At 60.6% G+C, this 26,071-nt stretch carries 21 protein-coding genes and 2 pseudogenes; 18 read left to right on the top strand and 5 right to left on the bottom strand.

All coding sequences use genetic code 11. From position 1 onward, the window contains the following. Window positions 1-176: 176 nt before the first annotated feature. The 4 genes from EJ078_RS08735 to EJ078_RS08720 are packed head-to-tail and all read right to left on the bottom strand — an operon-like array spanning window position 177 to window position 3,131. Window positions 177-1,736 carry an E2 ligase fold family C protein gene (locus tag EJ078_RS08735; RefSeq protein WP_091595803.1) on the bottom strand — a complete coding sequence of 520 codons (1,560 nt, stop codon included), beginning with the start codon at window positions 1,734-1,736 and terminating at the stop codon, window positions 177-179. Window positions 1,737-1,739: 3 nt separating this feature from the next. Next, a complete protein-coding gene (locus EJ078_RS08730; RefSeq protein WP_091595801.1) occupies window positions 1,740-2,228 on the bottom strand; it encodes a Mov34/MPN/PAD-1 family protein in 489 nt (162 codons plus the stop codon). Then, the gene (locus EJ078_RS08725) at window positions 2,225-2,842 is read right to left on the bottom strand and encodes a putative metal-binding protein (RefSeq protein ID WP_091595799.1); all 618 of its coding nucleotides are present in this window, start codon (window positions 2,840-2,842) and stop codon (window positions 2,225-2,227) included. Before EJ078_RS08725 ends, EJ078_RS08730 begins: the two co-directional genes overlap by 4 nt. Beyond that, window positions 2,835-3,131, bottom strand: coding sequence for a DUF2604 domain-containing protein (locus EJ078_RS08720; RefSeq protein WP_024505654.1), 297 nt, complete (start codon window positions 3,129-3,131; stop codon window positions 2,835-2,837). The genes EJ078_RS08725 and EJ078_RS08720 overlap by 8 nt, the downstream gene beginning before the upstream one ends. Window positions 3,132-4,053: 922 nt before the next feature. On the opposite strand from EJ078_RS08720, the gene EJ078_RS08715 reads away from it, so the two are divergent. From EJ078_RS08715 to EJ078_RS08655, 13 genes and pseudogenes are all read left to right on the top strand, one after another. Continuing rightward, on the top strand, window positions 4,054-7,518 hold the full coding sequence (locus EJ078_RS08715; protein ID WP_236387764.1) for a Ulp1 family isopeptidase: 3,465 nt from the start codon (window positions 4,054-4,056) through the stop codon (window positions 7,516-7,518). 218 nt (window positions 7,519-7,736) lie between these two features. Further along, window positions 7,737-9,767, top strand: coding sequence for a conjugal transfer protein TraG (locus EJ078_RS08710; protein WP_091595898.1), 2,031 nt, complete (start codon window positions 7,737-7,739; stop codon window positions 9,765-9,767). 116 nt (window positions 9,768-9,883) lie between these two features. Continuing rightward, window positions 9,884-10,297: a CopG family transcriptional regulator gene (locus tag EJ078_RS08705; protein ID WP_029354930.1), complete on the top strand. Its 414-nt coding sequence runs from the start codon at window positions 9,884-9,886 to the stop codon at window positions 10,295-10,297. Continuing rightward, a complete protein-coding gene (gene trbB / locus EJ078_RS08700; protein ID WP_091595797.1) occupies window positions 10,294-11,262 on the top strand; it encodes a P-type conjugative transfer ATPase TrbB in 969 nt (322 codons plus the stop codon). The genes EJ078_RS08705 and trbB overlap by 4 nt, the downstream gene beginning before the upstream one ends. Before the next feature lie 12 nt (window positions 11,263-11,274). Further along, window positions 11,275-11,583: a TrbC/VirB2 family protein gene (locus tag EJ078_RS08695; protein ID WP_024502851.1), complete on the top strand. Its 309-nt coding sequence runs from the start codon at window positions 11,275-11,277 to the stop codon at window positions 11,581-11,583. Then, window positions 11,583-11,855 (top strand): VirB3 family type IV secretion system protein, encoded by a 273-nt coding sequence (locus EJ078_RS08690; protein WP_024502852.1) that lies wholly within the window; start codon window positions 11,583-11,585, stop codon window positions 11,853-11,855. Before EJ078_RS08695 ends, EJ078_RS08690 begins: the two co-directional genes overlap by 1 nt. Further along, window positions 11,849-14,299: a conjugal transfer protein TrbE gene (gene trbE, locus EJ078_RS08685; protein ID WP_029354937.1), complete on the top strand. Its 2,451-nt coding sequence runs from the start codon at window positions 11,849-11,851 to the stop codon at window positions 14,297-14,299. The genes EJ078_RS08690 and trbE overlap by 7 nt, the downstream gene beginning before the upstream one ends. Further along, window positions 14,296-15,021 carry a P-type conjugative transfer protein TrbJ gene (gene trbJ, locus EJ078_RS08680; RefSeq protein WP_091595793.1) on the top strand — a complete coding sequence of 242 codons (726 nt, stop codon included), beginning with the start codon at window positions 14,296-14,298 and terminating at the stop codon, window positions 15,019-15,021. The genes trbE and trbJ overlap by 4 nt, the downstream gene beginning before the upstream one ends. A 33-nt stretch (window positions 15,022-15,054) precedes the next feature. Continuing rightward, on the top strand, window positions 15,055-16,377 hold the full coding sequence (gene trbL, locus EJ078_RS08675; protein ID WP_091595791.1) for a P-type conjugative transfer protein TrbL: 1,323 nt from the start codon (window positions 15,055-15,057) through the stop codon (window positions 16,375-16,377). Further along, window positions 16,378-17,064 (top strand): annotated as a pseudogene (trbF, locus tag EJ078_RS08670) (conjugal transfer protein TrbF); the annotation flags it as partial. It abuts the gene before it with no gap. A 45-nt stretch (window positions 17,065-17,109) separates the two neighbouring features. Continuing rightward, a pseudogene (gene trbG / locus EJ078_RS08665) lies at window positions 17,110-18,122 on the top strand (P-type conjugative transfer protein TrbG). 11 nt (window positions 18,123-18,133) lie between these two features. Then, window positions 18,134-19,348: a TrbI/VirB10 family protein gene (locus EJ078_RS08660; protein ID WP_091595787.1), complete on the top strand. Its 1,215-nt coding sequence runs from the start codon at window positions 18,134-18,136 to the stop codon at window positions 19,346-19,348. 12 nt (window positions 19,349-19,360) lie between these two features. Next, window positions 19,361-19,603, top strand: a complete 243-nt coding sequence (locus tag EJ078_RS08655) for a DUF2274 domain-containing protein (RefSeq protein WP_029354949.1) — start codon at window positions 19,361-19,363, stop codon at window positions 19,601-19,603. A 236-nt stretch (window positions 19,604-19,839) separates the two neighbouring features. Here the strand turns inward: EJ078_RS08655 and hemN are convergent, their stop codons facing one another. After that, a complete protein-coding gene (gene hemN / locus EJ078_RS08650; protein WP_091595897.1) occupies window positions 19,840-21,189 on the bottom strand; it encodes an oxygen-independent coproporphyrinogen III oxidase in 1,350 nt (449 codons plus the stop codon). A 151-nt stretch (window positions 21,190-21,340) separates the two neighbouring features. Here hemN and EJ078_RS08645 point away from each other — a divergent pair, with 151 nt between their 5' ends. From EJ078_RS08645 to ccoP, 5 genes are all read left to right on the top strand, one after another. Further along, window positions 21,341-22,084 carry a Crp/Fnr family transcriptional regulator gene (locus EJ078_RS08645; protein WP_127323805.1) on the top strand — a complete coding sequence of 248 codons (744 nt, stop codon included), beginning with the start codon at window positions 21,341-21,343 and terminating at the stop codon, window positions 22,082-22,084. 499 nt (window positions 22,085-22,583) lie between these two features. After that, the gene (gene ccoN, locus EJ078_RS08640; RefSeq protein WP_091595783.1) at window positions 22,584-24,203 is read left to right on the top strand and encodes a cytochrome-c oxidase, cbb3-type subunit I; all 1,620 of its coding nucleotides are present in this window, start codon (window positions 22,584-22,586) and stop codon (window positions 24,201-24,203) included. Continuing rightward, window positions 24,203-24,934 (top strand): cytochrome-c oxidase, cbb3-type subunit II, encoded by a 732-nt coding sequence (gene ccoO / locus EJ078_RS08635; protein ID WP_091595781.1) that lies wholly within the window; start codon window positions 24,203-24,205, stop codon window positions 24,932-24,934. The genes ccoN and ccoO overlap by 1 nt, the downstream gene beginning before the upstream one ends. A gap of 11 nt (window positions 24,935-24,945) precedes the next feature. Then, on the top strand, window positions 24,946-25,095 hold the full coding sequence (locus EJ078_RS08630; RefSeq protein ID WP_024502864.1) for a cbb3-type cytochrome c oxidase subunit 3: 150 nt from the start codon (window positions 24,946-24,948) through the stop codon (window positions 25,093-25,095). A gap of 2 nt (window positions 25,096-25,097) precedes the next feature. Then, window positions 25,098-25,961 carry a cytochrome-c oxidase, cbb3-type subunit III gene (gene ccoP, locus EJ078_RS08625; RefSeq protein ID WP_029354960.1) on the top strand — a complete coding sequence of 288 codons (864 nt, stop codon included), beginning with the start codon at window positions 25,098-25,100 and terminating at the stop codon, window positions 25,959-25,961. The last annotated feature ends 110 nt before the right edge of the window (window positions 25,962-26,071 follow it).

The raw sequence follows: 26,071 nt of genomic DNA, 5'->3' as shown, positions 1-26,071 counted from the left end.
CCAGCCTCTGGTGCCATGGCGGCTGGTGCTGGATCATCACGTCGGCAAGGAGGTGTCAGGGATCATGCGCGGAGGACGATAGGCGGGCAAAGGAGCGGGCCAAGCGTGTCATAATGGCGCCCATGGTCACGCCCACAAGCCGCGCCCCCTGCGTCCACGGAGAGGTGCGCGTCTGCTTAGGCGGCCGAGACATCGCTTACCTGATCAACGGGCTCGCCGTATTTGCGCCTGTAAGCGGCAATGAAATCGTCGTCGCTACAGATGCAGCGGCCGCTGGAGTCCTTGGCCTTCGGATCGTGCAAGTGAGAGCCAAGGGGGCGCAGAAGATTCACCCGAGTGCTCGTCGTCGGGCTCATGGGAAACCCCGCACTATGTTTGACCAAATCCGCGGCAAGCATAATCCCGGCAAGCACCGACTGAAAGGCCATCGGAACGACAGTTCGAACGCGGCGACTTCCTTCGCTAAGCTGGAACACCAGACCGCCGCAGATAGCCTGCTGATAAAAGGAGCGCAGGGGCTGGCCGACAAACGGGGCTAGCGGTTCAAACGGCACAGCCATCGCTGTAGCCACGCGAACTACAAAGTCGTTGGGAACTCCGGCATTGGTCTGCAGGAGCGTTTTCACCTGCTCGTGTGCTTCCGGTATTCCGAGTTCCTCGGCAATCAGCTGGTGCTCGTCCTTGGATTTTCCGGATGGCAGGTACATGCAACAAAGGCAAGCCTGGCCGTCATCGAAACCATGCCGGGAGATACCGAGATCGTGCTCCTGCGTCCAAGCGTTTGCGATCCATCGCGGCAGTGCACCTTGGACAGCCAGACGGTCGGCGGCGGTGTCAAGCGCCACACCCACTTGGTCGAAGACCCAATTGCCCCGGCGCGCAACATATTCTGCCCACGTCAGAGGGTGCGCCTCGACCTCAAGGGCAGTCGATCTAAGGGCGGTGGCTGCAAGAACCGCCTTGGACATACCAATCTCCGCCTGGCCGGCCAATGCGTAGCGCTGCAGGTTTGAGAGTTCGATCGCTTCGTGATCGATTACATGCAGACGACCCTTGAGATCGGGTTGTCTCGCTAGCGCCCAAAGCGAGCCATGGCCTATCGCACCGAGCCCAACGAGGTGGGTTTCGCCAAGGTCGACTGGAAAGTCGATCGGGCCAGCCTCCCCGGCTTTGGTCTTGTCGTAGCTGCATAGCGAGAGGTCGATGGTTTCGTCCAACTCGGCGCCGGTCAACTGGGCGGCGAAGATAGTTCGAAAGACGTTGGCGGCGCCGAAGCAACTGGCGGCGCCAGCTCCATAAGGCAGCAGACTTGGGCCAGAGCCCACCGGGTCCGTACGCGACAGCTTTGCCGCCCAACCGTCCGATCCCACGAAAAAGATCGGGCACCGGAGTGATGGGCGCGTTACCCCTGCAACGACGCAGACGGTGGCAGACTTGCCGGAACGCCGGATGCCGACTTTTGGATTGATCGACTTTGCCAAGCGCTCCAGCGCTTGGGCTTGAGAGCTCGCCGCGCTGTCCAGCGGGAGTATCGCCAGAACCGGGTAGAGCCTAGCGAGCAATCTCACCGCAAGATCTAATGTCGCCTGGCCTTCGGCGCAGGAAGCGGCCTGATGGTCGAAGGCGACTGCCACGACCTGCTTTTCAAGAGCTGCTTTGAAGTCTCCCAGATGAAAATCGGCCAGGACCTGAGATGCCGCCGTGGCGGCGCGATCGATGAAGTTAGCGAATGCCATTGTTCAACTCGATATCATGATCATTCGCGACAGTGCCGCGGGAGGGAGCGCATTCCATTTGGCCTTTTCGTCAAGCCGATAGGCGGCGACCCGAGCAAAATCGAAAGGCTCGCGGGCGAAATTCGGCACCACCAGCGACAGACACCCAACCGTGGTAGCAACCGCATAAGCGTCGTCCGTCGTCGAATGGTAGGCGCGGCCCGGATGGCTGTGAATCTGGGCCAAGAGTTTCAGGCCGCTTTTGTAGAGCCAGACATTGAGCCGGTGCAGTTCTTCGGCCGCAACGATCACGCAAACGCCATCGTTTGTTCGAATGTGACGCTGCGCCGGGATAACCGTCTCTGTTACGGCAAAGTGCCGGTCTTCCTGAACGCCGACCCAAAGTGCCATCCCCTCATTGCCCTCGCGACCAACTGAGCGCAGATGCCCATGCGTGGTCGAGATGCAGCCGCGCGGGAGAGTCACGATCGTTACATCTCTCAAACCAGTCATTCTTGTATCGCCTGAGGGGATACCACCATTCCTACGATTGTCGGTTGGAGTTGAATCTGCAACTGCTCTATAGGAACGATTCCGTACTTGATGATCTTGTCCAGGATGAAGGCCAAACAGCCTTCGCCAGAACCCCGATGAAGTAGCCATGGATCACCTGAATGGGCTGGATTGTCGTGGTATTCCCGGACGCCCGCCATGCACAGGAATGGTTCGTCCTCGGGACTGTTGGCCTGGATGAAGTCCGTCAGCGGCACGGCGTTCTGCTGGATGAGAGCTCCTATCATCTCCGGCGGCGTTCCGGGCAGCGGCGGACGTCTAAGCATTTTCAGGTATAGATCTTTCCGGGCAATCGGATCACGCGTAAACGGATCGACGAAGACCACGGACGGTGGTCTTAAGTCGTAGTCGGTGAAGTCGACCTCGCTCGCTGCGCTGACCACCCGTGGCTTTAACTTGGGGCTGGCGAAAATGAAGAAAGCGCGCGGAAAAGTCGCCTCGATCAAGAAGCAGCCCTGAGCCCGATAGACATCAGCATATGGCCGGAACCGGCCGATCTCCCGATCAAACTTCGCTCGGGAGACCTCCGGATCCACACTTTGGGGTTTAGGCACCTGCGACGCCCGCCTTCAGGCTGAGGAACAGGGTCACAGTATTCGGGAAACCGAAATCGCCAAGCTTCTTGTCGACGTCGAGCAAGTTGCCGGCCTCATCCTTGAATTCCCAATTCTCGGCTGGTTGGGCGACATTCTGCGTGTTCTCAAGGGCTTTGGTACGAATGACGTGAAGCGGCTGGTTGGGATTGGCTTCGACCTGCGTGGGCTGGCCGTTCACCACCACCGTGATCTCGATCTTGCCCGGTCCGCCGCCGTGATTATCGCCCTTACCCGAATCCTTCGACATTGTCCTACTCCTGTGGCTTGCCAACCGCCCCACGCCCTGGCACCCACCTGCGAGTGAGACCGGCGGTCTTCAATCGTTCACCCGGCGCCACGGCCGCGAGTACGCGAAAGACAGGGGATAAGCTACCGAATCGGTGCTTGCCTTCTTTTATGGGTGACTTGAGCCGCAAGTAAATGGTCTCAAATTGCTCCTCACAACTATAATCGATTAGAGCAATGCGAAAATATTGGCGACACGCCTATTCATCTGCTCTCTCACTCGCCTGCTCCGTGCTCGGCAAGGGGAGCTTTGATCTGCGTCACGCGTCCCCAAGCAGCTGATTGCGCCGGCAGCGCCATAGGAACCGTCGTTCAGAGTCTTCACCACTCAAGCACCCGCATGGATGCATGCCGACGCTCGTCTCCACAAAACAGCGCAAGTGGTGCCTTGTTGGATAAGGTCGCCTCGTACCTGGTGCAGCATCTCTCGGAACGCATGCCGCTGCGAGACCAGGCCTCATCATCGCGTCACATAGGAGCTGAAGCTTTCCGGATCGGGTATCCAATCGGCATCCAGTTGCTCGGCGATATGGTTGAATTCTGCCCTCAGGACAAGAGTGAGTAGAGCAGCCCCGCTACGAAAATCCCATCCTGGTTCGTTTGACGCATCGACTATTCAGATTGATTGGCGTGATACCCGGCGCGGCCGCAACACGCGAGGCCGTCAACCGCTGAGCAGAAAACCAGCCTTCGCCTTCCGCGGCGGCGGACCTCGTCAGCCTCTCGAAAGCTTGCCTGAGTAGGTTGCTCATGTGATCTGTGGAAGTGAGGATAGCGTGCACCCGTACAAACTAGACATTCATCGTGGCAGCTTGGCTGCAGGTGCAGCACGCCGTACCGCACGAGCAAGCGGACAGGCCGGCCAAGCCGGTTTTGAGCAGCACTTGGGCGAACTGCAGGCGGCGGACGAGTTGATGGGTGCGCCAGGCGAGGAGGTCCTCGTCAATGGCTCGCATGGTAAAGGTGAGTTGAGACCAACGAAGAGGCAGAGGATCCAAAGCAATCTGCAGCATGCTGTCACTGAGCGGCAACCAGGTGAGGTTGGCAACTCAGGCGCTCGCGTGATGATGCAACTCCCCACCCATCAGGTGGGTACATCGGAACGGGAGGCGCAACTTGTGATGCAGGGGGACGAGCACGAATACACCCCAGCACCGCATCTCGACGGGTCGATGCCCTCGACAGTGCAGCCGGATCGTCCAATTGTGGTCCCCGACGGTGCCGACAAGCGTCCTGTTTATTCCAACGATGCCACCGCCATCGAAGGGCTGAAGTCAGCACTCCTTGCGGGTAAAGCCAGGCCGGACACGGTCACTCGCAGCACAAATTCTCTTTTCGGCTTTAGTCGTTGGCTCTTTCAAAACAACAAGCCAGGGCTTGCTGCTCGGCTTTACCATCCGTCGCTGAGCCAGGATCTCGAGGAGTACGAGAGTAGGGGTGGTTCCTCCACCGTGGCTGGCGCACTGCGTCAATTGATGAAGTCGATGGGCGGAGCCGGCCCGATTGTGGGTCGCGCTGTCCTGAACCCCCATCCTGACGACGCCGCGCTCACCAGACATTTCAGATCCGCGAGCGGCTACGCAACTGCTCTTAACCATTTCAGTCATTACCTACGTCAAAATGACAAGCTCGGAATTGCGGGTCGCATTTACGATAAATCGCTGGATAAAGATGTTGAGAGCTACAAGGCCGCCTCCTCTAATGGTGGAGCTCCGATCGAATCTGCGCTGGTTTATCTCCGCAAGAACCCGCCGCGCGTTATACTCGGGAATCATCTGGAAAACGCGGTCAGCATGGAGGCTCGTCCCCGTGGCGACGCTGCTCAGCATACCGCACCACAGCAGGGATTCGATTGGCCAGAGGAGCTCCTGCCGGTAGGTTATAAGGAGGGCACCGATCTACCATTGTCTCTCGCCCCAACCGCGCACCAACACCAAGCGCCCGACTTTGGAGAGGCCGTCCCTCACTTGAACTGGCGCCACGGCGACCAGGGCGCCCCGGAGGAGCTGGTAGCTGCACGGGACAGGAGCAGCCCGCTGCCAAGCGAGGCGGTGCCACATAAATCTGGACGGGGACTCGCTACGCAGCCCAGATTGTGGGCGGAGAAATCCGCCTCGCCAGAGCTCTTTCGACGGCGGGCGGAGCAGGCTCTGCCGGCGTCCGCCAGAGGTGTGGAGACATCCTCCGCGGTTGATGAAGCCGCGCAGGCCGCTCGCCAAGCTTTGGCTTGGTTGCAGCAGGAGATGGAGGGGATCGAACCGATGCAGGATCCTCATAAGGTGGCTACACCGGAATGTGAGGCGCAGCTCGTCAGGCAGAGGGATGAGCACGAATCCACCCCAGCACCGCATCCCGGAGGTGGTGGGTCGATGCCCTCGACAGTGCAGCCGGATCGTCCAATTGTAGTCCCCGACGGTGCCGACAAGCGTCCTGTCTATTCCAACGATGCGACCGCTATCGAAGGGCTGAGGGCAGCATTCCACGCGGGTAAGGCCAAAGCGAACACGGTCACTTACAATGTAAATTCTCTTTTCGGCTTTAGTCGGTGGCTCCTTCAAAACAACAAGCCAGGGTTTGCTGCTCGGCTTTACCATTCGTCGCTGGATCAGGATCTCAAGGAGTACGAGAGTACGGGTGGTTCCTCCACCGTGGCTGGCGCACTGCGTTACCTCAAGAAGTCGACAGGCGGAGCCCAGATTATGGCTCGCCCTGTCGTGATCCCCTATCCTGACGATGCCGAGCTCATTAGAAATTACAGAGCCGCTTCGACCAAGGAGTACCTGGCAGCGCCTGCGACCGGACGGAATCCAGATACCGTGGGCGGCTATACAAATTTTCTTAGACATTTTAGTCAGTACCTGCGTCAAAATAACAAGCTTGGGATTGCGGCTCGGATTCACGACAAATCGCTGGATAAAGATGTTGAGAGCTTCAAGGCTGTCTCCTATGGTAATAGGCTAAGTATCAGTTCTGCATTGGCTCACCTCCGGGATATCCTGCCGCGCATTGTGCTCGGGCGCGAAACTGTCCTTTCTGCTCATCCGGCAGACGCAGTCACCAGGCGCGTTGGGGCCGCTGCTGAAGCTGGGCCAGCGGCACCGGCAAGAGCTCCCCAACCCGCCTCGCCAGCAACCGCTAGGCTGCCAGGCACCTACCGCGGCCTTCCACTGGTTGATGTGACCACACTGACTACCAGTTCCTCTGGGGCTCAGATCGGGGCGCTCGATCCGACAGCCCCGTCCAACGTTGCAACGGGGCGGGTGCTCGGCGCCGCCGAATGGCTGAGCGACGCCCATATCCAGAGAGATTACAATTTGCTGGAGGGGCAACTGCAGGGGATCAATCCGGCGCTCGCTGCCCGGACTCGGCTGGTGGATCCTTCCGTATCCCATCTACTGCGACACACGTCGCCGCAAGACGCTCGAGGCATATTGCAGTCCATCTATAATCAAAACAACGCCACAGCCGACTTCCTGTTCTTGCCAGTGAATAATGGCACGGCTACTAGCCCCGGCACCCATTGGTCGCTGCTGCTCGTTGATCGCCGCGACCCGGAAAGGCGGTTCGCCTATCACTACGACTCCCTCCAGCGAGAGGGATATAACGACGTGCCTGCAAAACAGCTCGCAGGACTGCTGAATGCCACCTTGGCGCCAGCCCCCATGGCCAGACAGACGAACCATTATGATTGCGGCGTATTTGTCCTGGAGGGCACGTGGGCGCTGGTTGAACGATTGGTGAAAGGGCAGCGGCCAGACCACGAGCCGCTGCCCCTCGACAACCTCGTTGCCGATCGGCAGGCGCTGCAAGACCGGCTAAGGAGGCGCTTGCCGCACGAGGAAGAGCCGCGGCAGCTGCTGGAGGATGAACCCGCCTCCCCACCGATGATGGCATTCGAGCCAGGGGAACTGCGGCAACTGTTGGAAGACGAGCCTGCCTCCCCACCAATGATGGCGTTCGAGCCAGGGGAACTGCGGCAACTGTTGGAGGACGAACCTGCCTCCCCACCAATGATGGCGTTCGAGCCAGGGGAACTGCGGCAACTGTTGGAGGACGAGCCTGCCTCCCCACCAATGATGGCGTTCCAGCCAGGGGAACTGCGGCAGCTGTTGGAGGATGAACCCGCTTCCCCACCGATGATGGCGTTCGAGCCAGGGGAACTGCGGCAACTGTTGGAGGATGAACCCGCTTCCCCACCGATGATGGCGTTCGAGCCAGGGGAACTGCGGCAACTGTTGGAAGACGAGCCTGCCTCCACTTGGGCACAAATCAATTCGACCCCACATGCGCGAGCGGACGGTGTTCATCAGCCAGCCCAGGCGCCGTGGCTCCCTGAACGCAGAAGATAACTTTGCGGAGGAGCGGTCACGCAACTGTCGGCGGCGCCGGGCCTCAGGGTGAATGGAAAGGATGGAGTGGCGGATGGTGTCGCGTGAAGGCGCAACACGCGTGCTGACCGACCTGATACGTAGGAAGTCGTTCATTGCTCCCAAATCGTATGTGAGGAACATTCCTGTCCCGGCTGCGCCGCGCGATGCTAGGTCGCGTTGTTCAGCGGGCCAAGCCGATGACACCTACGAAGCTACTGATCGGGCAGATCGCCGTTGTGTGCGCAATTGTCATTATCGGCGTATGGACGGCAACCCAATGGTGCGCTCAAATGCTGACCTACCAGACGCCTCTCGGCGCACCATGGTTTCTCTTCGCCGGCTGGCCAATCTACAAGCCGTGGAAGCTGTTTGAATGGTGGTTCCACTTCGATGCTTATGCGCCGGAGGTCTTCGACAAAGCCGGTACGCTTGCAGGCGCCAGCGGATTCCTGGGCTGTGCCGCCGCAATCGCTGGCTCGCTTTTGCGCGCGCGACAGCGCGGGTCGGTTACGACCTATGGGTCTTCACGGTGGGCCACGACTCATGAGGTCGAGACGGCAGGGTTGTTACGGCCGGCGGGCGTTTTCCTCGGTAGGCTGAACGATCGCTATCTGCGCCATGACGGCCCGGAGCACGTCATGGCATTTGCGCCGACGCGTTCGGGCAAGGGCGTGGGGCTGGTTGTTCCAACGCTACTTTCCTGGACCGGGTCTGCCATCATTCATGATATAAAAGGCGAAAATTGGCAGTTGACCTCCGGCTGGCGGTCGAAATTCTCGTACTGCCTTCTGTTCAATCCGACCGACCCGAGATCGGCACGCTACAACCCGCTGCTGGAGGTACGCAAAGGCCCAGATGAGATCCGAGACGTTCAAAACATCGCCGACATCCTCGTCGATCCCGAGGGCGCGCTGGAGCGACGGAACCACTGGGAGAAGACCAGCCATTCACTCCTAGTTGGCGCCATTTTGCACGTGCTCTACGCTGAAGAGGAAAAGACGCTGGCCCGCGTCGCCACCTTCCTGTCGGACCCGCAACGCTCGTTTGCCGCAACGCTACAGCGGATGATGACGACAAACCATCTCGGGACGGGGCATAACCCTCAGGTCCATCCCGTAGTGGCCTCGGCGGCTCGCGAACTCCTGAACAAGTCGGAGAACGAGCGCTCAGGCGTCCTCTCGACCGCCATGTCCTTTCTCGGGCTTTATCGTGATCCAACGGTCGCGACGGCCACTTCGTCCTGCGACTGGCGCATCGCTGACCTAGTGGATGGAGAGCGACCGCTGTCGCTCTATCTGGTCGTGCCGCCTTCGGATATCTCGCGCACCAAGCCTTTGGTGCGACTGATCTTGAACCAGATCGGCAGGCGGTTGACGGAGCGCCTGGAGGGGGACCCGAAGAAGAGCCGTAAGCATCAACTGCTCATGATGCTGGACGAGTTTCCGGCGCTCGGTCGCCTCGACTTCTTCGAGACGGCGCTCGCCTTCATGGCAGGTTATGGCATTCGCTCCTATCTGATCGCACAATCTTTGAACCAGGTTTCAAAGGCCTATGGCGAGAACAATGCTATTCTCGACAATTGCCACGTGCGAATTGCCTTTTCCTCCAATGACGAACGCACGGCCAAGCGCATCTCGGATGCCCTCGGCACCGCAACCGAACTTAGGTCGATGCGCAACTATGCGGGCCATCGGCTTGCGCCCTGGCTTTCGCATGTCATGGTGAGCCGCCAGGAAACCGCGCGCCCGCTCCTGACGCCAGGCGAGGTGATGCAATTGCCGCCGTCAGACGAATTGGTCCTGGTTTCTGGGTTGCCGCCGATCCGCGCCAAGAAGCTGCGCTATTATCAGGATCAGAATTTCACAGACCGGGTGCTGCCTGCGCCGGTGCTGCGCGACGGTCCCTATGCGGACTGCCCTGCATCACGCCCGGACGGCTGGACTGGACAAGTGTGCAGCGTCGATAGCCGACTTGCTGCGGACGACGAAAGCGCCGACGCGCCAGTTGAAGACGAGGGAGGCGTTCAGCAGCAACGCCATCCAAGCCTGCCCGTAGAAGACGTTGTTGTCTCTCAAGAGCCCGATCAGGCCGATCTGTTGAAGCCCGCAGACGATGACAGCGAAGCGCTCGCGGACAAGCGTGTCATGGATCGGATTTCCACTGCGGCCCGCGCCTACGGTATCAACGAGGGCAGGGGCGACGACAAGGATGTCATTCCCGGCTTCTGAAGTCCGCTGAGTTGCAGAGCGCATCTCAGCGTAGATAACGGCCATAAGCAATTTTGAGCGTCTGGCCGATCCTTCTCCCGTCGCCGGCGCAACGCCGGGCCGTCGGAACGAGCCGCATGAAGCCCCACCGCATTCGCCATCAGTTTCTGCTTGAGCCGGAGCTCAGCGAGAAACTGGACAACCTCAGTCGCGATCCGTCAACGACCAAATCAGCGATCGTGGCGAAGGCGGTCGAGGCGTTCATCGAGCGGCGTGGCGAGAACGAGTTCGATCGGCGCTACGGCGTAAGGCTTGACCGGCTCTCCCGCGACCTTGCCCACGTCAGGCGCGATGCCGAGGTGATCCTGGAGAGTCTGGCGCTCTTCATCCGCTTTTCGATCACGCTTCATGCCCACACGCCTGTGCCGGACAGGGCGACCCAGGCGATTGCCCAGGAGCGTTTTGACAAATTCGTTGAGCAGGTCGGCCGCCAGATCGCTTCCGGCAAAAGGTCGCTTAGCAAAGACAATGGTGGGGGAGGGGAAGGATGAGCTCTCATCCCGAGGCCGACCACCGGCGGCGTGTCATGCTGCGCACCGCCCTGGGTCCGGCAATCACCGAAGCCCTTGCCGATCCGTCCGTCATCGAGGTGATGGTCAATCCCGACGGTGCGCTGCGGCTCGACCGGCTGGGCGAGGGCCGAGTCAATACGGGCGTGCATCTGCACCCGTCCGAGGCGGAACGCATCATCCGCCTGGTCGCCTCCCATGTGCGGGTCGAGGCGCACGCGGACAATCCGATTGTCAGTGCCGAACTGCCGTCGGGCGAGCGCTTCGAGGGTCTGCTGCCGCCGGTCGTGCTCGCGCCATGCTTTGCCATCCGTAAACCAGCGGCAAAGCTCTACACGCTGGCCGACTATGTCGCGGACCGGATCATGCTGCCGCTGCAGGTCGATGTGCTCAAGAGGGCAGTCCGCGAGCGGCGCAACATCCTGGTCGCCGGCGGCACGTCTTCGGGCAAGACAACCCTTGCCAATGCGCTGCTGGCGGAGGTCGCAGAATGCGACGAGCGGGTGATCCTCATCGAGGACACGCGCGAACTGCAGTGCGCGGCCAGGGACTGCGTTGCCCTGAGAACGAGGCGGGGCTCGGTCACCCTTGCCGATCTCGTGCGCTCAACGCTGCGGCTCAGGCCCGACCGCATCATCGTCGGCGAAGTAAGAGGTGCGGAAGCACTCGACATGCTGAAGGCATGGAACACCGGGCACCCCGGCGGCATCGCCACGGTTCACGCCAATTCGGCGCGCTCCGCACTCTACCGTATCGAGCAGCTCGCACAGGAAGCAGTCGTCACCGTTCCCCGCCGCCTCATCGCCGATGCCGTCGACCTGCTCGTCTTCATCGCCGGCCGCGGCTCGTCGCGCCACATCGACGCAATCGCCGAGGTCACCGGTCTCGACGGCAGCGGCGATTACGCCGTTGCCCCGCTCACGCTTTCGCAACTCCAGCAGCTTTGAAAGGCCTTCCTCATGCGCAAGAAGCTTCGCTTTCTTTCGTCCACAGCGCTCGCGTTTCTTATCACGGCCCCCGTTTATGCGGCCGGCTCCGGCATGCCGTGGGAGCAGCCGCTGCAGCAGATCCTGGAGTCGGTGCAGGGACCGGTCGCCAAGATCGTTGCGGTGATCATCATTATCACCACCGGCCTGACGCTTGCCTTCGGCGACACCGCCGGTGGTTTTCGGCGCCTGATTCAGATCGTCTTCGGTCTGTCGATCGCCTTCGCGGCATCGAGCTTCTTCCTCTCCTTCTTCTCCTTCGGTGGTGGGGCGCTCGTCTGATGGCCGCCGGGGAGCAGCATATCGAGGGCTTCGCAGTACCGGTCCACCGGGCGCTGACCGAGCCGATCCTGCTCGGCGGGGCTCCGCGCGCGGTGGCGATCCTCAACGGTACAGTGGCCGCGGCCATTGGCTTCGGCTTGCAGCAATGGATTGCTGGTCTGGTGCTTTGGATCGCGGGCCACTCGTTAGCGGTCTTTGCCGCAAGACGCGATCCGGACTTCGCCAGCGTGCTTGTGCGCCACCTTCGTCTGAAGGGGTGGCTTGCATGCTGAACCTTTCGGAATATCGAAGCAAAGCCGACCGGCTTGCCGACCATCTACCCTGGGCTGCCTTGGTGGCGCCCGGCATCGTGCTCAACAAGGACGGCAGCTTTCAGCGGACGTTGCGGTTCCGCGGCCCGGATCTCGAAAGTGCGACGGAGGCTGAACTCGTCGGCATTTGCGGCCGGGCGAACAATGCTCTCAGACGCCTTGGCTCTGGCTGGGCATTGTTCTTTGAGGCCGAGCGCATAGAAGCGCTGGGCTATCCGAACTCGCATTTTCCTGACGCCGCGTCGTGGCTGGTCGACGAAGAACGCCGCGCTGCTTTCGAGGGGAAGGTAGCGCACTACGAGAGCCGCTATCATGTGACCTTAGTGTTTATGCCACCGCCCGACGCCCAGGCGCGCGCGGAAAGCGCGCTCGTCGACTCTCATTATTCCCAAGGAGAAAGAGACTGGCGCCAGGATCTGGCGAGGTTCCGTGACGAGACCAACCGCGTGCTCGATCTCTTCTCGGGCTTCATGCCCGAAGTACGCGTCCTCGATGATGCTCAGACGTTGACCTATCTCCACGGCACGATTTCGCCTCGACGCCATCCTATCATGGTCCCGGAAACGCCGATATATCTGGATGCCATCCTGGTCGATGCGCCGCTTGCCGGTGGCCTGGAGCCGATGCTGGGTGAGCAGCATCTTCGCACACTGACCATCCTCGGCTTTCCGAACCTCACCCGGCCCGGGATTCTCGATGCCCTCAATCATCAGGATTTCGCCTATCGCTGGATGACGCGCTTCATTCCGCTCGAGAAAACGGAAGCCACGAAGACGCTGACGCGGTTGCGCCGGCAGTGGTTTGCCAAGCGCAAATCGATCGTGGCAATCCTACGCGAGGTCATTACCAACGAGCCGGTCCCGCTTGTCGACAGCGATGCCGACAACAAGGCGCTCGATGCCGACGAAGCCCTTCAGGCATTGGGCGGCGATCATGTGAGCTTCGGCTATCTCACCACGACCGTGACGGTGTGGGGCGAGGATCGCCAAGCCGCTGCAGAGAAGCTTCGCGCGGTCGAGCGCATCATCAATGGGATCGGTTTCACCACGATCCGAGAAGGCGTCAATGCGGTCGAGGCTTGGCTCGGCTCATTGCCTGGCCATGTCTACGCTAACGTTCGCCAACCGCTCGTTCATACTTTGAACCTTGCCCATCTCATGCCGCTGTCGTCGGTTTGGGCCGGTCCTGCGACAAACGAGTATCTCGCGAAAGTCACCCAAACCGAAGCGCCACCGCTTCTCGTTGCCGAGACCAGCGGGTCGACACCGTTTCGGCTTTCCACCCACGTCGAAGATGTCGGCCACATGCTGGCTGTTGGTCCGACCGGCGCCGGCAAGTCGGTTCTGCTTGCTCTGATTGCTCTGCAGTTCAGGCGCTATGCCGGCGCCCAGGTTTATGTCTTCGACAAAGGCAATTCGGCCCGTGCTGCAACACTTGCCATGGGTGGAGAACACCACGCGCTAGGAGCGGACGGTTCCCTTGCCTTTCAGCCACTGCGCAGCATCAACGACCAGGCTAGCCGAAGCTGGGCGGCCGAATGGATCGCCAGCCTTATTGCCCACGAGAACGTCACCGTCACGCCGGAGGTGAAGGAGGCTATCTGGTCAGCGCTGGCCAGCCTTGCCACCGCGCCGGCGCAGGAACGCACACTGACCGGCCTTTCGGTCCTGCTTCAATCCAATGCGCTGAAGTCCGCATTGATGCCCTACACGCTCGACGGTCCCTTCGGCCGCCTGCTCGATGCCGATCATGATGGGCTGGCCTTGTCGGATGTGCAGTGTTTCGAGACCGAGGAGCTGATGCACAGCCAAGGCGCTTTGCTGCCGGTGCTTACCTATCTGTTCCAGCGACTTGAGGAACGGTTCGACGGACGGCCCACGCTGATCATGCTCGACGAGGCGTGGGTCTATCTCGACAATCCGCTGTTCGCCGCCCGCATCCGCGAATGGCTGAAGGTGCTGCGAAAGAAGAACGTGTCGGTTGTCTTCGCTACGCAGTCGCTGGCTGATATCGCGGGCTCTGCCATAGCGCCGGCAATCATCGAAAGCTGCCCGCAGCGCATTTTCCTTCCCAATGATCGTGCCGTGGAACCCCAGGCGCGCACAGCCTACGAACGCTTCGGTTTAAGCGAGCGGCAGATCGAATTGATCGCCCGCGCCACGCCGAAGCGTCAGTATTATCTGCAATCGCGCCGCGGCAACCGTCTGTTCGAGCTCGGGCTTGGCCCCATCGCTCTTGCGCTTTGCGGTGCTTCCGATCCGGCCACGCAGACTCTGATCGACAGGATCCTGTCCGAAGACGGGCAAGGCAGCTTTGCCTCGCAGTTCCTGATCGCGCGCGGCCTCGATTGGGCCGGCGAACTTCTCAAGCAATTCCCTCAACCAGACAAGGAGCAATTAGCATGATGCGGCGACGCCTTCTCTCCGGCCTGATCACCGTTTCCCTGATCGCCAAGCCTATGGCCGACTATGTGCAGCCCGCCTACGCCCTTATCGTGTTCGATCCGTCCAATTATGCGCAGAACGTGCTGACGGCCGCGCGCGCCCTGGAGCAGATCAACAACCAGATCCAGTCGCTGCAGAATCAGGCGACCATGCTGCAGAACATGGCGCGCAATCTTCAGCGTCTGGATTTCTCTTCCGTTGGCCAACTCACCGGTTCGCTCCATCGCATCGACGGCTTGATGGACCAGGCGAGTGGCCTCAGCTTTGATCTGGGCAAGCTTCAAGACCAGTGGCGCAGCCAATATCCGGAAAGCTACGACGCCACGATCAAGGTCAGCGATGTGGCGAGTGCTGCGCGCGAGCGTTGGCAAAGCGCCATGCAGGCGTTCCGCCAGACCATGGGGGTCCAGTCGCAAATCGTCGAGAACGTCCGCGCCGACGGCGATCTGCTCGCCGATCTCGTCAACCGCAGCCAAGGGGCGGCCGGTGCGCTTCAGGCAAGCCAGGCCACCAACCAGCTGATAGCGCTTTCGACAAAGCAGCAGATGCAGATCCAGACGCTGCTCGCAACGCAGTTTCGAGCTGAGGCCGAGGATGCCGCCCGCAAGGCCCAGTCAGAGGAAGCCGCCCGCGAGATGACGAAGCGATTCTTGGGTACCGGCTCGGCTTATCCCGGCAATTAATCACGAGTTCATCACGACGAGGAAGGCAGCGGCATGAACGACCTTGGCGTCATCGATCGCTTCATGGAGACCTTCATCCGCTACATCGACAGCGGGTTCGGTCTGCTCTCGGGCGACGTCGCCTTCCTCACTACCATTCTGATCGGCATTGACATCACACTTGCCGGCCTGGCGTGGGCGCTCGGCGAGGAGACCAGCGTTCTCGGCCGGCTTGTCCGCAAGGTGCTCTATGTTGGCGTCTTCGCCTTCATCCTGAACAATTTCAAGAACCTCGCCGATATCATTTATCGTTCTTTTGCCGGTCTCGGGATTAATGCGTCGGCCGGCAATCTGTCGGCAGACAATCTCCTGCGCCCGGGCCGCATTGCCGCGACCGGTTTCGAAGGTGCTTGGCCAATGCTTGACCAAGCCAGTCAGCTCCTGGGCTTCCCGGAAATCTTCGGCAACGCACTGACCATCTTCGTGCTGCTGATGGCCTGGTTCCTGGTCATCATCGCCTTCTTCATCCTTTCCATCCAGCTTTTCATCACCATCCTTGAGTTCAAGCTCACCACGCTGGCAGGTTTTGTTTTGGTTCCATTCGCACTTTGGAACCGTTCAGCGTTCCTGGCCGAACGCGTGCTCGGCCATGTTATCTCGTCAGGCATCAAGGTGATGGTGCTCGCCGTCATTGTCGGCATCGGCTCCACGCTCTTCGGGGAGTTCGCTTCCGCATTGCAAGGCAAGGAGCCGGATCTGGCCGCTGCCATGTCCCAGGTACTGGGCGCACTGGCACTGCTTGGCCTTGGCATTTTTGGGCCGGGGATCGCGTCGGGTCTTGTCTCAGGCGCACCGCAGCTTGGCGCGGGCGCCGCCCTCGGCACGACCGCGGCGGCAGCGGGTGTATCACTCGTTGCTGGAGGCACGGCATTTTCTGGCGCGCGTATGGCAACCAGCGGCGGTCTCGCCGCCATCCGCGCCGGCACAACAATGGGATCGGCTGCTTCCACGTCCTGGCAGATCGGGCGCGCAACCTCGCCCGACGTTGGCCTCTCCGGTGTGGCTGCTGGAATGCATGGTGTAACCAGTGCCGCTGGCGGCGCCGCTATACGCGTAGCGCGATCCGCCACTGCAAGTGTTGGGCGCAACGCCGATGCCGGGCGCGATGCCGCGTGGACCGCGACCGGCGGCACGCCGACCGCGTCAATGACCGAGCGCTCTGCCGGTTCGGCCACTGTTTCGGCGCCGACGTGGGCAAGGCGCCTACGTTCTGAACAGACCGCCCGTGCACATCGCCACGCTGCCATGCAAGCTGTCCGAGACGGAGACCGGCCGGGAGGCAGCGCCAACCCCTCTCTCAACGACAAGGATGACTAGATGCTCTTCAAGCGACCCGTGCACCGTTACGGCAAAACACCCGAACCGGTCACGCCGTATCAAAAAGCCGCCCAGCTGTGGGACGAGCGCATCGGCTCATCTCGACTGCAGGCCAGGAACTGGCGGCTCATGGCCCTTGGGTGCCTGGCCTTGGCGACCGGACTTTCCGGCGGACTCGTATGGCAGTCGATGCAAAGCCGTGTCGTGCCTTACGTCGTCGAGGTCGATGGCTTCGGCGAGACGCGCGCCGTCGCGCCGGCAATCCGGAATTATGAGCCCTCGGATGCTCAGATCGCCTGGCATCTCGGCCGCTTCATCCAGAATGTCCGTTCCGTTTCCACCGATCCGGTTTTGGTACGGCAGAACTGGTTCGCAGCTTACGACTTTGCTAGCGATCGCGCAGCGCTCTTCCTCAACGAATACGCCAAGGCGAACGACCCCTTCGGTCAGATCGGAACGCGCAGTGTCTCGGTACAGGTCACCAGCGTGGTCAGGGCCTCCGAAAGTTCATTCCAGGTCAAATGGACCGAGCAGGTGTTTGAGCGCGGAAGCCTTGCCAGCACGATGCGCTGGACTGCGATCCTCACGATCGTGATCCGCTCGCCAAGCAATACGGATCAGCTGCGCAAGAATCCGCTCGGCGTCTTCATCAACGCCATTGACTGGTCACGCGAGCTCGACAGCGCCGTCCCACCCCCCTTTCTCCGACGGAGTCCACCAATGAAAGATAAAATGTCACCGATTCGTGCCGTGCTGATCCTATCGGTGTCGGCAGCGGTCGTTTCCGCTTGTGCATCGAAGAAGGTGCCGCCGCCTGAGATTTCCTATGACGCTGCTGACTTCAAACCGGCCGCGATCGAGAAGGCGCCGGAGAGGCCGATTAGAATTGTCGAGGTGCCAAAACCACTGCCGCTGCCTGGCCAATTGCAGCCCGAGTCCGGCAAGGCCGAGGACAAGCGCCCCCTGAAGAACGCGTCGCTGATGCCAACAAAGCCGCGACCCAGCAACCCACCAAGTACGGGTATGTTAATGCCGTGCAAGTCTACCCCTTCACCGATGGCGCGCTTTATCAGCTCTATGCCGCGCCGGAGCGCGTGACCGACATCGCTCTGCAGCCGGGCGAGAAACTAACCGCCGTGTCGGCTGGCGACACCGTGCGCTGGGTCATAGGCGATACCGCAAGCGGCACCGGTGACAATCAGCGCACCCATGTTCTGGTGAAACCCTTCGCGCCGGGTCTTGCCACCAATGTCGTCATTACGACGGACCGGCGGACCTATCATTTGCAGCTTCAAAGCACCGAGAAGACAGCAATGGCGGCAATCTCCTGGACCTACAGCCAAGACCAGATCATCGCGCTTCGCCAGCGCAATGCTCAAGCCGAGGCAGTTACACCGGTCGCGTCGAATATCGCGCTCGAAAACCTTCGCTTTCGCTACTCGATCAGTGGCGACACACCGCCCTGGAGACCGACGCGAGCCTTCGACGACGGCAGCAAGGTCTATATTGAGTTCCCTCGTCGCATAGATCAGGGCGAGGCGCCACCACTCTTCATCGTCGGCGCAGATGGGAGCAGCGAGCTCGTCAACTATCGCGTGCGCGGCAACTATTACATCGTCGATCGGCTCTTCGCCGCGGCCGAACTTCGCCTCGGCACCAAGCAGCAGCAGGTGATCCGCATCAGCAGGATTGACGACAGGCAACCGCTACGGCGGATCTCGCTCTTTTCGCGTTCCAGCCGGTGAGGTGAGGGCTCATGATCGAAAATTCCCGCTCTGGCATCCCGCCGAAACTGGATCCCGAGGAACTGCAGCTTCGGGCCTCTCCCCGCCGCGTGGTGCGGTTCAGGCGCGGTGTGATCATCGCGATCGCAGCGCTCGGATCCGGCGCTGTGTTCGGCGTTGCCATGATGGCGCTCCAGGGGCCGGCCCTTCGCATCAGGGATCAGGCGGAAGATCCCTACAGCACTGAGCGCAAACCAACCGTCGAGGGACTCGATACGCTTCCCCATGACTATTCCGGCATGAAGCCGAAGCCTCCCGTCCTTGGGCCACCTTTGCCGGGCGACCTCGGTCGCCCCATCCTCGAGCGGCAGCGCCAGCTCGGCATCGTGCCGGGTCAAGACATCTCGGCCGAGGAGCAGCGTCTAGCGCAGCAGGCGATCGAAGCGCGTGAATCGCAGGTGCTTTTCCGCGTCGAAAATCGAGCTCAACAGACAGATGTCGGTGAGAGCGTGCAAACTGCTCAGCATCCATTTGAGGCACTTCCCCAATCCGAAGCAGCACGCGCGTCAGCCTCGGTGGCGCCGGCGGAAGGCGACCAGAACAATCAGCAGCGAAAGCTTGATTTCCTCAGCCAGCGGAGCACTGGCGGGATCTACAATCCGCATGCGCTGCAGACGCCGATCTCGCCGTATCAACTGATGGCTGGCAGCGTGATTGCCGCCAGCCTGATCACCGGCATCAATTCCGATTTGCCGGGCCTTGTCGTCGCGCAAGTCACCGAGAATGTGCACGACACGGTCACGGGCAACATATTGCTGATTCCGCAGGGCTCACGTCTTATCGGCGTCTACGACAGCGTCGTCGCGTTCGGGCAAAAGCGAGCGCTGCTGGTCTGGCAGCGCATTCTGCTGCCCGACGGCTCGTCGGTCGAAATCGACAATCTGCCCGCGAGCGACACCGCCGGCTACGCAGGGCTGGAAGACAAAGTCGATTTCCACACCTGGCAGCTGATCAAGGGGGTGGCGCTTGCCACATTGCTCGGTGTCGGCACGGAATTCAGCCTCGGCGAAAACGAGAGCGATCTGGTCAAGGCGATCCGGGAATCAGCCCAGCAGAACGCCAGTCGAGCCGGCCAGCGCATCACCGAAAAAAACCTCAATATCCAGCCCACCATCATCGTCCGCCCAGGTTGGCCACTGCGCGTCATCGTGCACAAGGACATCGTGCTGCGGCCATACGCGAGTTGAGCAGGAGTTACCATGGCTGACCTGAAACTTGGAAAGCTTCCAGACCGAACAGCTTCGAAGATCACCATTACCGTCAGCGCGGAGCTGGGCCAAACACTCAAGGAGTATGCTGCACTTTACCGTCAGACCTATCGTCAGTCTGAAACCGTGGCAGAACTCATCCCTTTCATGCTGGCGGCGTTTCTGGAAGGCGACCGAGCCTTTGCCAAGGCCCGAAAAGAAGGTCTGCCGACGGAGCTTGCCGAAAAATCGTGACTCCTCCGCTAGAGGCAGCTGGAACATTGCCTAGCTGTCGCGGCCTACCTGCTCCTCGCGAAGCATAGGATCAAACACCTTGGAATGCAGGTATGCGTAAGAGAGGATGTGGAAGGAAATACCGCGCAACAGCCTAAGTTTGCATTTTCGATTGGATGCGGTAGTCGCCTATGAGCGGTCAAAATGAAACGCAGCTGGTTCGCGATCGACCAAACGGCGAGCGCACTGTGCTTTGCTCAGACCGCCACCGAGTGCCTCGCCGTTCCCCCTTTGAAATATGTATCGAACTTGGCCGCGATGGTTCGAACGAAGGGGCGACTTTCAGCCCGTACGACGAAACTGTCGCCATCGAATTCAAGCGCTCGGGCAGGATCGTGGAGGGCGATGGACCTCGAGCGATGAAGGAGCTTCTCGCCGGCTTTGCCGAACCGCTCCACCAGATCGACTGCCGAGAAGGCAAAATCACACATCAGCCGCTCGATTATCCAGCCACGGACGCGATCGTCGTCGGAAAGGGCAACGCCCCGGACGGCAGCCAACCCGCCATCCGCAACCATGCGCCCGTACCCGGCAGTCGAAGCCATGTTCTGCACGTAGCCTTGGCGAAAACGACCGATGGACGAAGGGCCAAGTCCGATCAGTGTCGGGCAGCGATCCTCGGTGTAGCCCTGAAAATTGCGATGCAAAACCCCTGCGCGGGCCGCTATGGCCAGCGCATCGTCGGGCTTCGCGAAATGATCGAGTCCTATTGCCTCATATCCCTTGGCGACAATTGCCCGCGCCGCGAGTTGAGATTGGGCGAAACGCTCGGTGGGACTCGGCAGCCATGCCTCGTCGATCATCGTCTGATGCTTCTTGAACCAGGGCACATGTGCGTAGCCGAACAGAGCCATCCGGTCTGGTTCCAAGGTCAGTGCCTGCGCCACCGTGGAACAGATCGTCTCGCGTGTCTGATTCGGGAGCCCGTAGAGCAGGTCCAGATTGACCGATTCAACGCCCCGCGAACGAACCCCGTCGACGACTGCCTTGGTCTGCAAAAAACTTTGCTCACGATTAATTGCTTTTTGCACTTGCGGATCGAAATCCTGCACGCCGAGGCTCGCCCGCGTTACGCCGATTTGAGCAAGCGCATCAAGGCGCGCCTTGTCCATGTCGTTGGTTCCGATTTCGATGCTGACCGTAGCATCCGGGAGAAGGTCGAAGCTGTCCCGCAAGGCCGCTCCAAGAGCAACCATGTCATCGGGCCTCAGCATCGTTGGCGAACCGCCACCGAAGTGGATTGCACGGACATGTGCCTTGCCGCTCACCAGACCGGCAATCGTGACGATTTCGGCATTCAGCGAGCGCAGATAAGCGGCCACCGGCTCATATTGGTGCGTCTGCTTGGTGTGACAGGCGCAGAACCAGCAGAGCTTGTCGCAGTAAGGAATGTGCAAATACAGCGAGATTTCGTCGCCACTTTCCAGCGCCTCCAACCAGCCACGGTAAATGGCAGCATCGACCCCGGAATGGAAATGCGGCGCCGTCGGATAGCTTGTGTAGCGTGGGACGTTCTCGCTGAGTTTGACAGCTATTTCCGATTGCATCTCGCGTTCACCGTGTTGCCCGCCGAACACTGCACGCATCGCTGAAGCAGACCCTGATCTCGATCAGCCGCGCGCATGGACAAACCGCCGCAGGACTTCTCTACCCTGGATGGGTATCCTGCCGGCAGTTAGGATCGGGTAAAGCGAACGCATGACCTTTCGGCAAGACATTCATACTTCCGGCATTCCTGTTCTTTGCCTCCCTTGCGAGGCACGGCGTCGCGGTGTCTGCGGTGCGCTCGATCCAGACAATTTGGTTGGGCTCGCCAAGACTTGCTCGCGTCGCCGGATCGAGTCAGGAATGGAGTTGACCGGCGAGGCACAGAACGTCGACAGCTACTCGAACGTGCTTTCAGGCGTGGTAAAGCTATCAAAGAGCCTGTCGGATGGGCGCCAGCAGATCGTCGGTCTCCAGTTTGCACCGAATTTTCTGGGACGTCCTTTCAAGGTGGAAAGCTCGATCAATGCGGAAGCGGCAACAGCAGTCACGCTGTGCTCGTTTCCGCGAGCGGCCGTCGAACGGATGATGAAGGCGTCACGGGAATTCGAGCATCGCCTGCTCAAACAGACGCTGAATGAACTCGATGAGGCGCGCGAGTGGATGGTGACGCTGGGGCGCAAGACAGCTCCGGAAAAGGTGGCGAGTTTTCTCCTCATAATGGCCCGGAATATCGATTCCAGTCTCGACGCGGCTTCCAGGTCAGCGTCCTTCGATCTGCCGCTGACGCGTGCCGAAATCTCTGATTTCCTTGGAATTACCAACGAAACCGTGAGCCGCCAACTGACGCGATTGCGGGCTGACGGGGTGATTCGGATTGAGAACGCACGCCATGTGACGGTGGACAGCATAAGCCGTCTGGAGAAGCGCTGTGGCGGCGGACGCGAGCGGCCCTAAGCGGCGAGGCCCATGTCGCATGGCTCCGGGGCGGGCCGTGCTTGCCTTCTAATGCGATGTCGCCGCGCCTTCGAAGAAGCGGCGTCACGGTCGAGACAGACAGCTTTCGGGCTTTGATAGGGACGACGACCAATCGCCAGGTGTGTTTCGGCACATACCGGCGAAGCACGGTCCTTAAGCTGCCACGGCTCGGCCGAACGATCGCGTTCGTTTCCAATGGGATCCGAACAACGTTTGGCAGGGCATCGGCAATAGCATCCAACGCGTCGCAGAGCCTCAGCTTTCGCCTCAATCGATCGCGTCTGCGCCCGCCCAACCCAGGGAACGCCTTCCATGAGGGGGTGAGCCCGCGCTGCGTTCCTCGTTCATTCGCCACCTGCTGATTGCGCCGCCGACACAAAATCGTGCGGCCTGACATAGATCAGGGCGAGGGGGCGGCGGCTGCGCAATTAGTGCGCTGCGGATTTGGCATCCACCAGATTCGAGATCGGGATCTGCAATGAAATTCGGCACAGAGATCGTCCTTCTAAGCGTGTTCGCTTTTGCGGCCCTGGTGGCCGCCGGCTTCGGCGTGGATGAACCTTTCCGCCGACATATGTGGGTGTTGTTCTTCGCAGTGGCTGGTTTCACTGCGATCCTGTTGCGCAACACGGAGTTCAAGCCAGCAGCTCCGATTGACCCATCCGCTTACATGGATGGTCCGATCCGCTACGGCGCGATCGCCACCGTGTTCTGGGGTGTCGTCGGGATGCTGGTCGGCGTGGTGATCGCGCTTCAGCTCGCCTATCCCGATCTCAACATCCAGCCCTGGTTCAATTTCGGCCGTTTGCGGCCGCTGCATACATCCGGTGTCGTCTTCGCCTTCGGTGGCAACGCGCTGCTTTGCACGTCTCTGTATGTCGTGCAGCGCACCTGCCGCGCCCGCCTCTTCGGCGGTGATCTCGCCTGGTTCGTCTTCTGGGGCTACCAGCTGTTCATCGTCATGGCCGCGACCGGCTATCTGCTCGGCATCACCGAGGGCCGCGAGTACGCCGAACCCGAATGGTATGTGGATGTCTGGCTGACCATCGTCTGGGTCGCCTACCTCATTCTGTTCCTTGGCACGATCCTGAAGCGCAAGGAACCGCATATCTACGTCGCCAACTGGTTCTACCTGTCGTTCATCGTGACCATCGCGATGCTGCATGTGGTCAACAACCTGTCGATGCCAGTCTCGTTCCTGGGCTCCAAGAGCTACTCCGCCTTTTCCGGGGTCCAGGACGCGCTGACCCAATGGTGGTACGGCCACAACGCGGTCGGCTTCTTTCTCACCGCCGGCTTCCTTGGCATGATGTATTATTTCGTGCCCAAGCAGGCGAACCGGCCAGTCTATTCGTACCGGCTGTCGATCGTCCATTTCTGGGCGATCATCTTTCTCTACATCTGGGCTGGCCCGCATCACCTGCACTACACCGCCTTGCCAGATTGGGCGCAGACGCTCGGCATGGCGTTCTCGATCATGCTGTGGATGCCGTCCTGGGGCGGCATGATCAACGGCCTGATGACGCTGTCCGGCGCCTGGGACAAGCTGCGCACCGATCCGATCATCCGCATGATGGTGATGGCCGTCGCCTTCTATGGCATGTCGACCTTCGAAGGCCCGATCATGGCGATCAGGGCGGTCAATTCGCTGTCGCATTATACCGACTGGACCATCGGCCACGTCCATTCGGGCGCGCTCGGCTGGGTTGGCATGATCTCGTTCGGCGCAATCTACTACATGGTGCCGAAGCTCTGGAACCGTCACCGGCTCTACTCGCTGCGGCTCGTCACTTGGCACTTCTGGCTGGCGACACTCGGGATCGTCGTCTACGCCTCGGTCATGTGGGTGTCAGGCATCATGCAGGGCCTGATGTGGCGTGAATACGACCAGCAGGGCTTCCTGGTCTATTCCTTCGCCGAAACCGTCGCTGCCATGCACCCATACTACGTCATGCGCGCCATCGGTGGGGCCATGTACCTCTCCGGCGCCCTTATCATGGCCTGGAACATCACCATGACCATCCTCGGCCACCAGCGCGAGGAGGAGCCGATGCCGAGCCCCGTCGCCATCCGACCTGCGCGATCAGGAGCCAGGTAATGGGCTTGATGGACAAACACGCAATCATCGAGAAGAACGCCACGCTTCTTCTCGTTGGCTCGCTGCTCGTGGTGACGGTCGGCGGTATCGTCGAGATAGCGCCTCTCTTCTATCTCGACAATACGATCGAGAAGGTGGAAGGCATGCGCCCCTATTCGCCGCTCGAACTTGTCGGGCGCAACATCTATATGCGCGAGGGCTGCTTTCTCTGCCATAGCCAGATGATCAGGCCGTTCCGCGACGAAGTTGAGCGCTATGGCCACTACAGCCTGGCTGCCGAGTCCATGTACGATCACCCCTTCCAGTGGGGATCGAAGCGCACCGGGCCGGATCTCGCCAGAGTTGGCGACCGCTACTCGAATGCATGGCATGTCGCGCATCTTACCGACCCGCGCTCGGTGGTGCCGGAATCGATCATGCCGAGCTATGGGTTCCTGAAAGACACGCCGATCGACGTGAAGGATTTCTCGACGCATCTGGTCGCCAACAGGCGTGTAGCCGTCCCTTACACCGATGACATGATCGCGCACGCCAATGCGGATCTGGCGGCGCAGGCCGATCCCAATGCCGACACATCAGGCCTTGAGGCGCGTTACCCCAAAGTCAAGATCGGCGACTTCGACGGCAACCCGCAACAGGTCACCGAAATGGATGCCCTGCTCGCCTACCTGCAGATGCTTGGCACACTGGTCGACTTCAAAAATTACGACGAAGCCGCCGGCTACCGCTGAGGAGAACGCTGATGACCTACAATTTGATGCGGGCGTTTGCCGACAGCTGGGGCCTGGTTGCGATGGCGCTGTTCTTCGTCGGGTGCATCGCCTTTGCCCTACGCCCCGGCAGCCGAAGGCTGGCCGACGAAGCTGCCCGCATTCCGCTCGAGGACGAGTGATCATGAGCGACGAGCACATCGATGAGGTCTCCGGCGTCTCAACCACCGGCCATGAATGGGACGGCATCAGGGAGCTCAACAATCCTCTGCCGCGATGGTGGGTGATTACCTTCTACGTCACCATAGCGTGGGCGCTCGTCTATACGACCGCATACCCGGCATGGCCGATGCTGACCTCGGCAACCAAGGGCATGCTCGGCTATTCAAGCCGTAAGGACGTCAAGAACGACCTTGCCGCGGCCGAGGCCGCCAAGGGCAAGTATGTTGCAGCCATCCAGGCAAAGAGCGTCTCGGAGATCTTGACCGACGATGCCTTGCGCGAATTCGCGGTCGCTGCCGGGGCTGCCGCGTTCAAGGTCAACTGTACGCAATGCCACGGCTCCGGCGCTCAGGGGTCGAAGGGCTTTCCCAACCTGAATGACGATGACTGGCTCTGGGGCGGCAGCCCCGACCAGATCAAGCAGACGATCACGCACGGCCTCCGCTTTGCTTCCGATCCGGACACGCGACTGTCAGAAATGCCGGCCTTCGGCGACATCATCACCGCCGACCAGATCGCACAAGTCAGCGCCTACGTGGCCAGCCTTTCCGGCAAGGTCCGCGATGCAAGTCTGATCCAACCCGGCGCCAAGGTCTTTGCCGAGAACTGCGTCGCTTGTCACGGCGACAATGCAAAAGGCAACAGGGAATTCGGCGCCCCCGACCTGACTGACGCGATCTGGCTTTACGGGTCCGGCGAGACGGCCATCGCCGCCCAGGTTCGTGCGCCAAAGCAGGGCGTCATGCCGGCCTGGGTTGGCCGTCTCGGCGAGATCAAGGTCAAGGAACTTGCAGTTTATGTCCATTCGCTTGGCGGCGGAGAATAGGAATGGAAGCCCTATTCTTCGGTCACCCCTGCCAAGCGGACGAGGCCCGGCGCGAGCCGGGCCTCGACACCATTCCTAATGCGATCTGCACAACCCGGCAAGGCTGTCCT

The organism is Mesorhizobium sp. M1A.F.Ca.IN.022.06.1.1 (assembly GCF_003952605.1).
Lineage (GTDB): Bacteria > Pseudomonadota > Alphaproteobacteria > Rhizobiales > Rhizobiaceae > Mesorhizobium.
Note: the sequence above shows the minus strand (reverse complement) of the source record. Positions and strands in the feature narration are given on the sequence as shown.

What these genes read in the sequence shown, in the direction of transcription:
- EJ078_RS08735 (WP_091595803.1), bottom strand. Translation starts at nt 1,736, where the DNA reads ATGGCATTCGCTAACTTCATCGATCGCGCCGCCACGGCGGCATCTCAG.
- EJ078_RS08730 (WP_091595801.1), bottom strand. Translation starts at nt 2,228, where the DNA reads ATGACTGGTTTGAGAGATGTAACGATCGTGACTCTCCCGCGCGGCTGC.
- EJ078_RS08720 (WP_024505654.1), bottom strand. Translation starts at nt 3,131, where the DNA reads ATGTCGAAGGATTCGGGTAAGGGCGATAATCACGGCGGCGGACCGGGC.
- EJ078_RS08710 (WP_091595898.1), top strand. Translation starts at nt 7,737, where the DNA reads ATGACACCTACGAAGCTACTGATCGGGCAGATCGCCGTTGTGTGCGCA.
- EJ078_RS08705 (WP_029354930.1), top strand. Translation starts at nt 9,884, where the DNA reads ATGAAGCCCCACCGCATTCGCCATCAGTTTCTGCTTGAGCCGGAGCTC.
- trbB (WP_091595797.1), top strand. Translation starts at nt 10,294, where the DNA reads ATGAGCTCTCATCCCGAGGCCGACCACCGGCGGCGTGTCATGCTGCGC.
- EJ078_RS08695 (WP_024502851.1), top strand. Translation starts at nt 11,275, where the DNA reads ATGCGCAAGAAGCTTCGCTTTCTTTCGTCCACAGCGCTCGCGTTTCTT.
- EJ078_RS08690 (WP_024502852.1), top strand. Translation starts at nt 11,583, where the DNA reads ATGGCCGCCGGGGAGCAGCATATCGAGGGCTTCGCAGTACCGGTCCAC.
- trbE (WP_029354937.1), top strand. Translation starts at nt 11,849, where the DNA reads ATGCTGAACCTTTCGGAATATCGAAGCAAAGCCGACCGGCTTGCCGAC.
- trbJ (WP_091595793.1), top strand. Translation starts at nt 14,296, where the DNA reads ATGATGCGGCGACGCCTTCTCTCCGGCCTGATCACCGTTTCCCTGATC.
- trbL (WP_091595791.1), top strand. Translation starts at nt 15,055, where the DNA reads ATGAACGACCTTGGCGTCATCGATCGCTTCATGGAGACCTTCATCCGC.
- EJ078_RS08660 (WP_091595787.1), top strand. Translation starts at nt 18,134, where the DNA reads ATGATCGAAAATTCCCGCTCTGGCATCCCGCCGAAACTGGATCCCGAG.
- EJ078_RS08655 (WP_029354949.1), top strand. Translation starts at nt 19,361, where the DNA reads ATGGCTGACCTGAAACTTGGAAAGCTTCCAGACCGAACAGCTTCGAAG.
- hemN (WP_091595897.1), bottom strand. Translation starts at nt 21,189, where the DNA reads ATGCAATCGGAAATAGCTGTCAAACTCAGCGAGAACGTCCCACGCTAC.
- EJ078_RS08645 (WP_127323805.1), top strand. Translation starts at nt 21,341, where the DNA reads ATGACCTTTCGGCAAGACATTCATACTTCCGGCATTCCTGTTCTTTGC.
- ccoN (WP_091595783.1), top strand. Translation starts at nt 22,584, where the DNA reads ATGAAATTCGGCACAGAGATCGTCCTTCTAAGCGTGTTCGCTTTTGCG.
- ccoO (WP_091595781.1), top strand. Translation starts at nt 24,203, where the DNA reads ATGGGCTTGATGGACAAACACGCAATCATCGAGAAGAACGCCACGCTT.
- EJ078_RS08630 (WP_024502864.1), top strand. Translation starts at nt 24,946, where the DNA reads ATGACCTACAATTTGATGCGGGCGTTTGCCGACAGCTGGGGCCTGGTT.
- ccoP (WP_029354960.1), top strand. Translation starts at nt 25,098, where the DNA reads ATGAGCGACGAGCACATCGATGAGGTCTCCGGCGTCTCAACCACCGGC.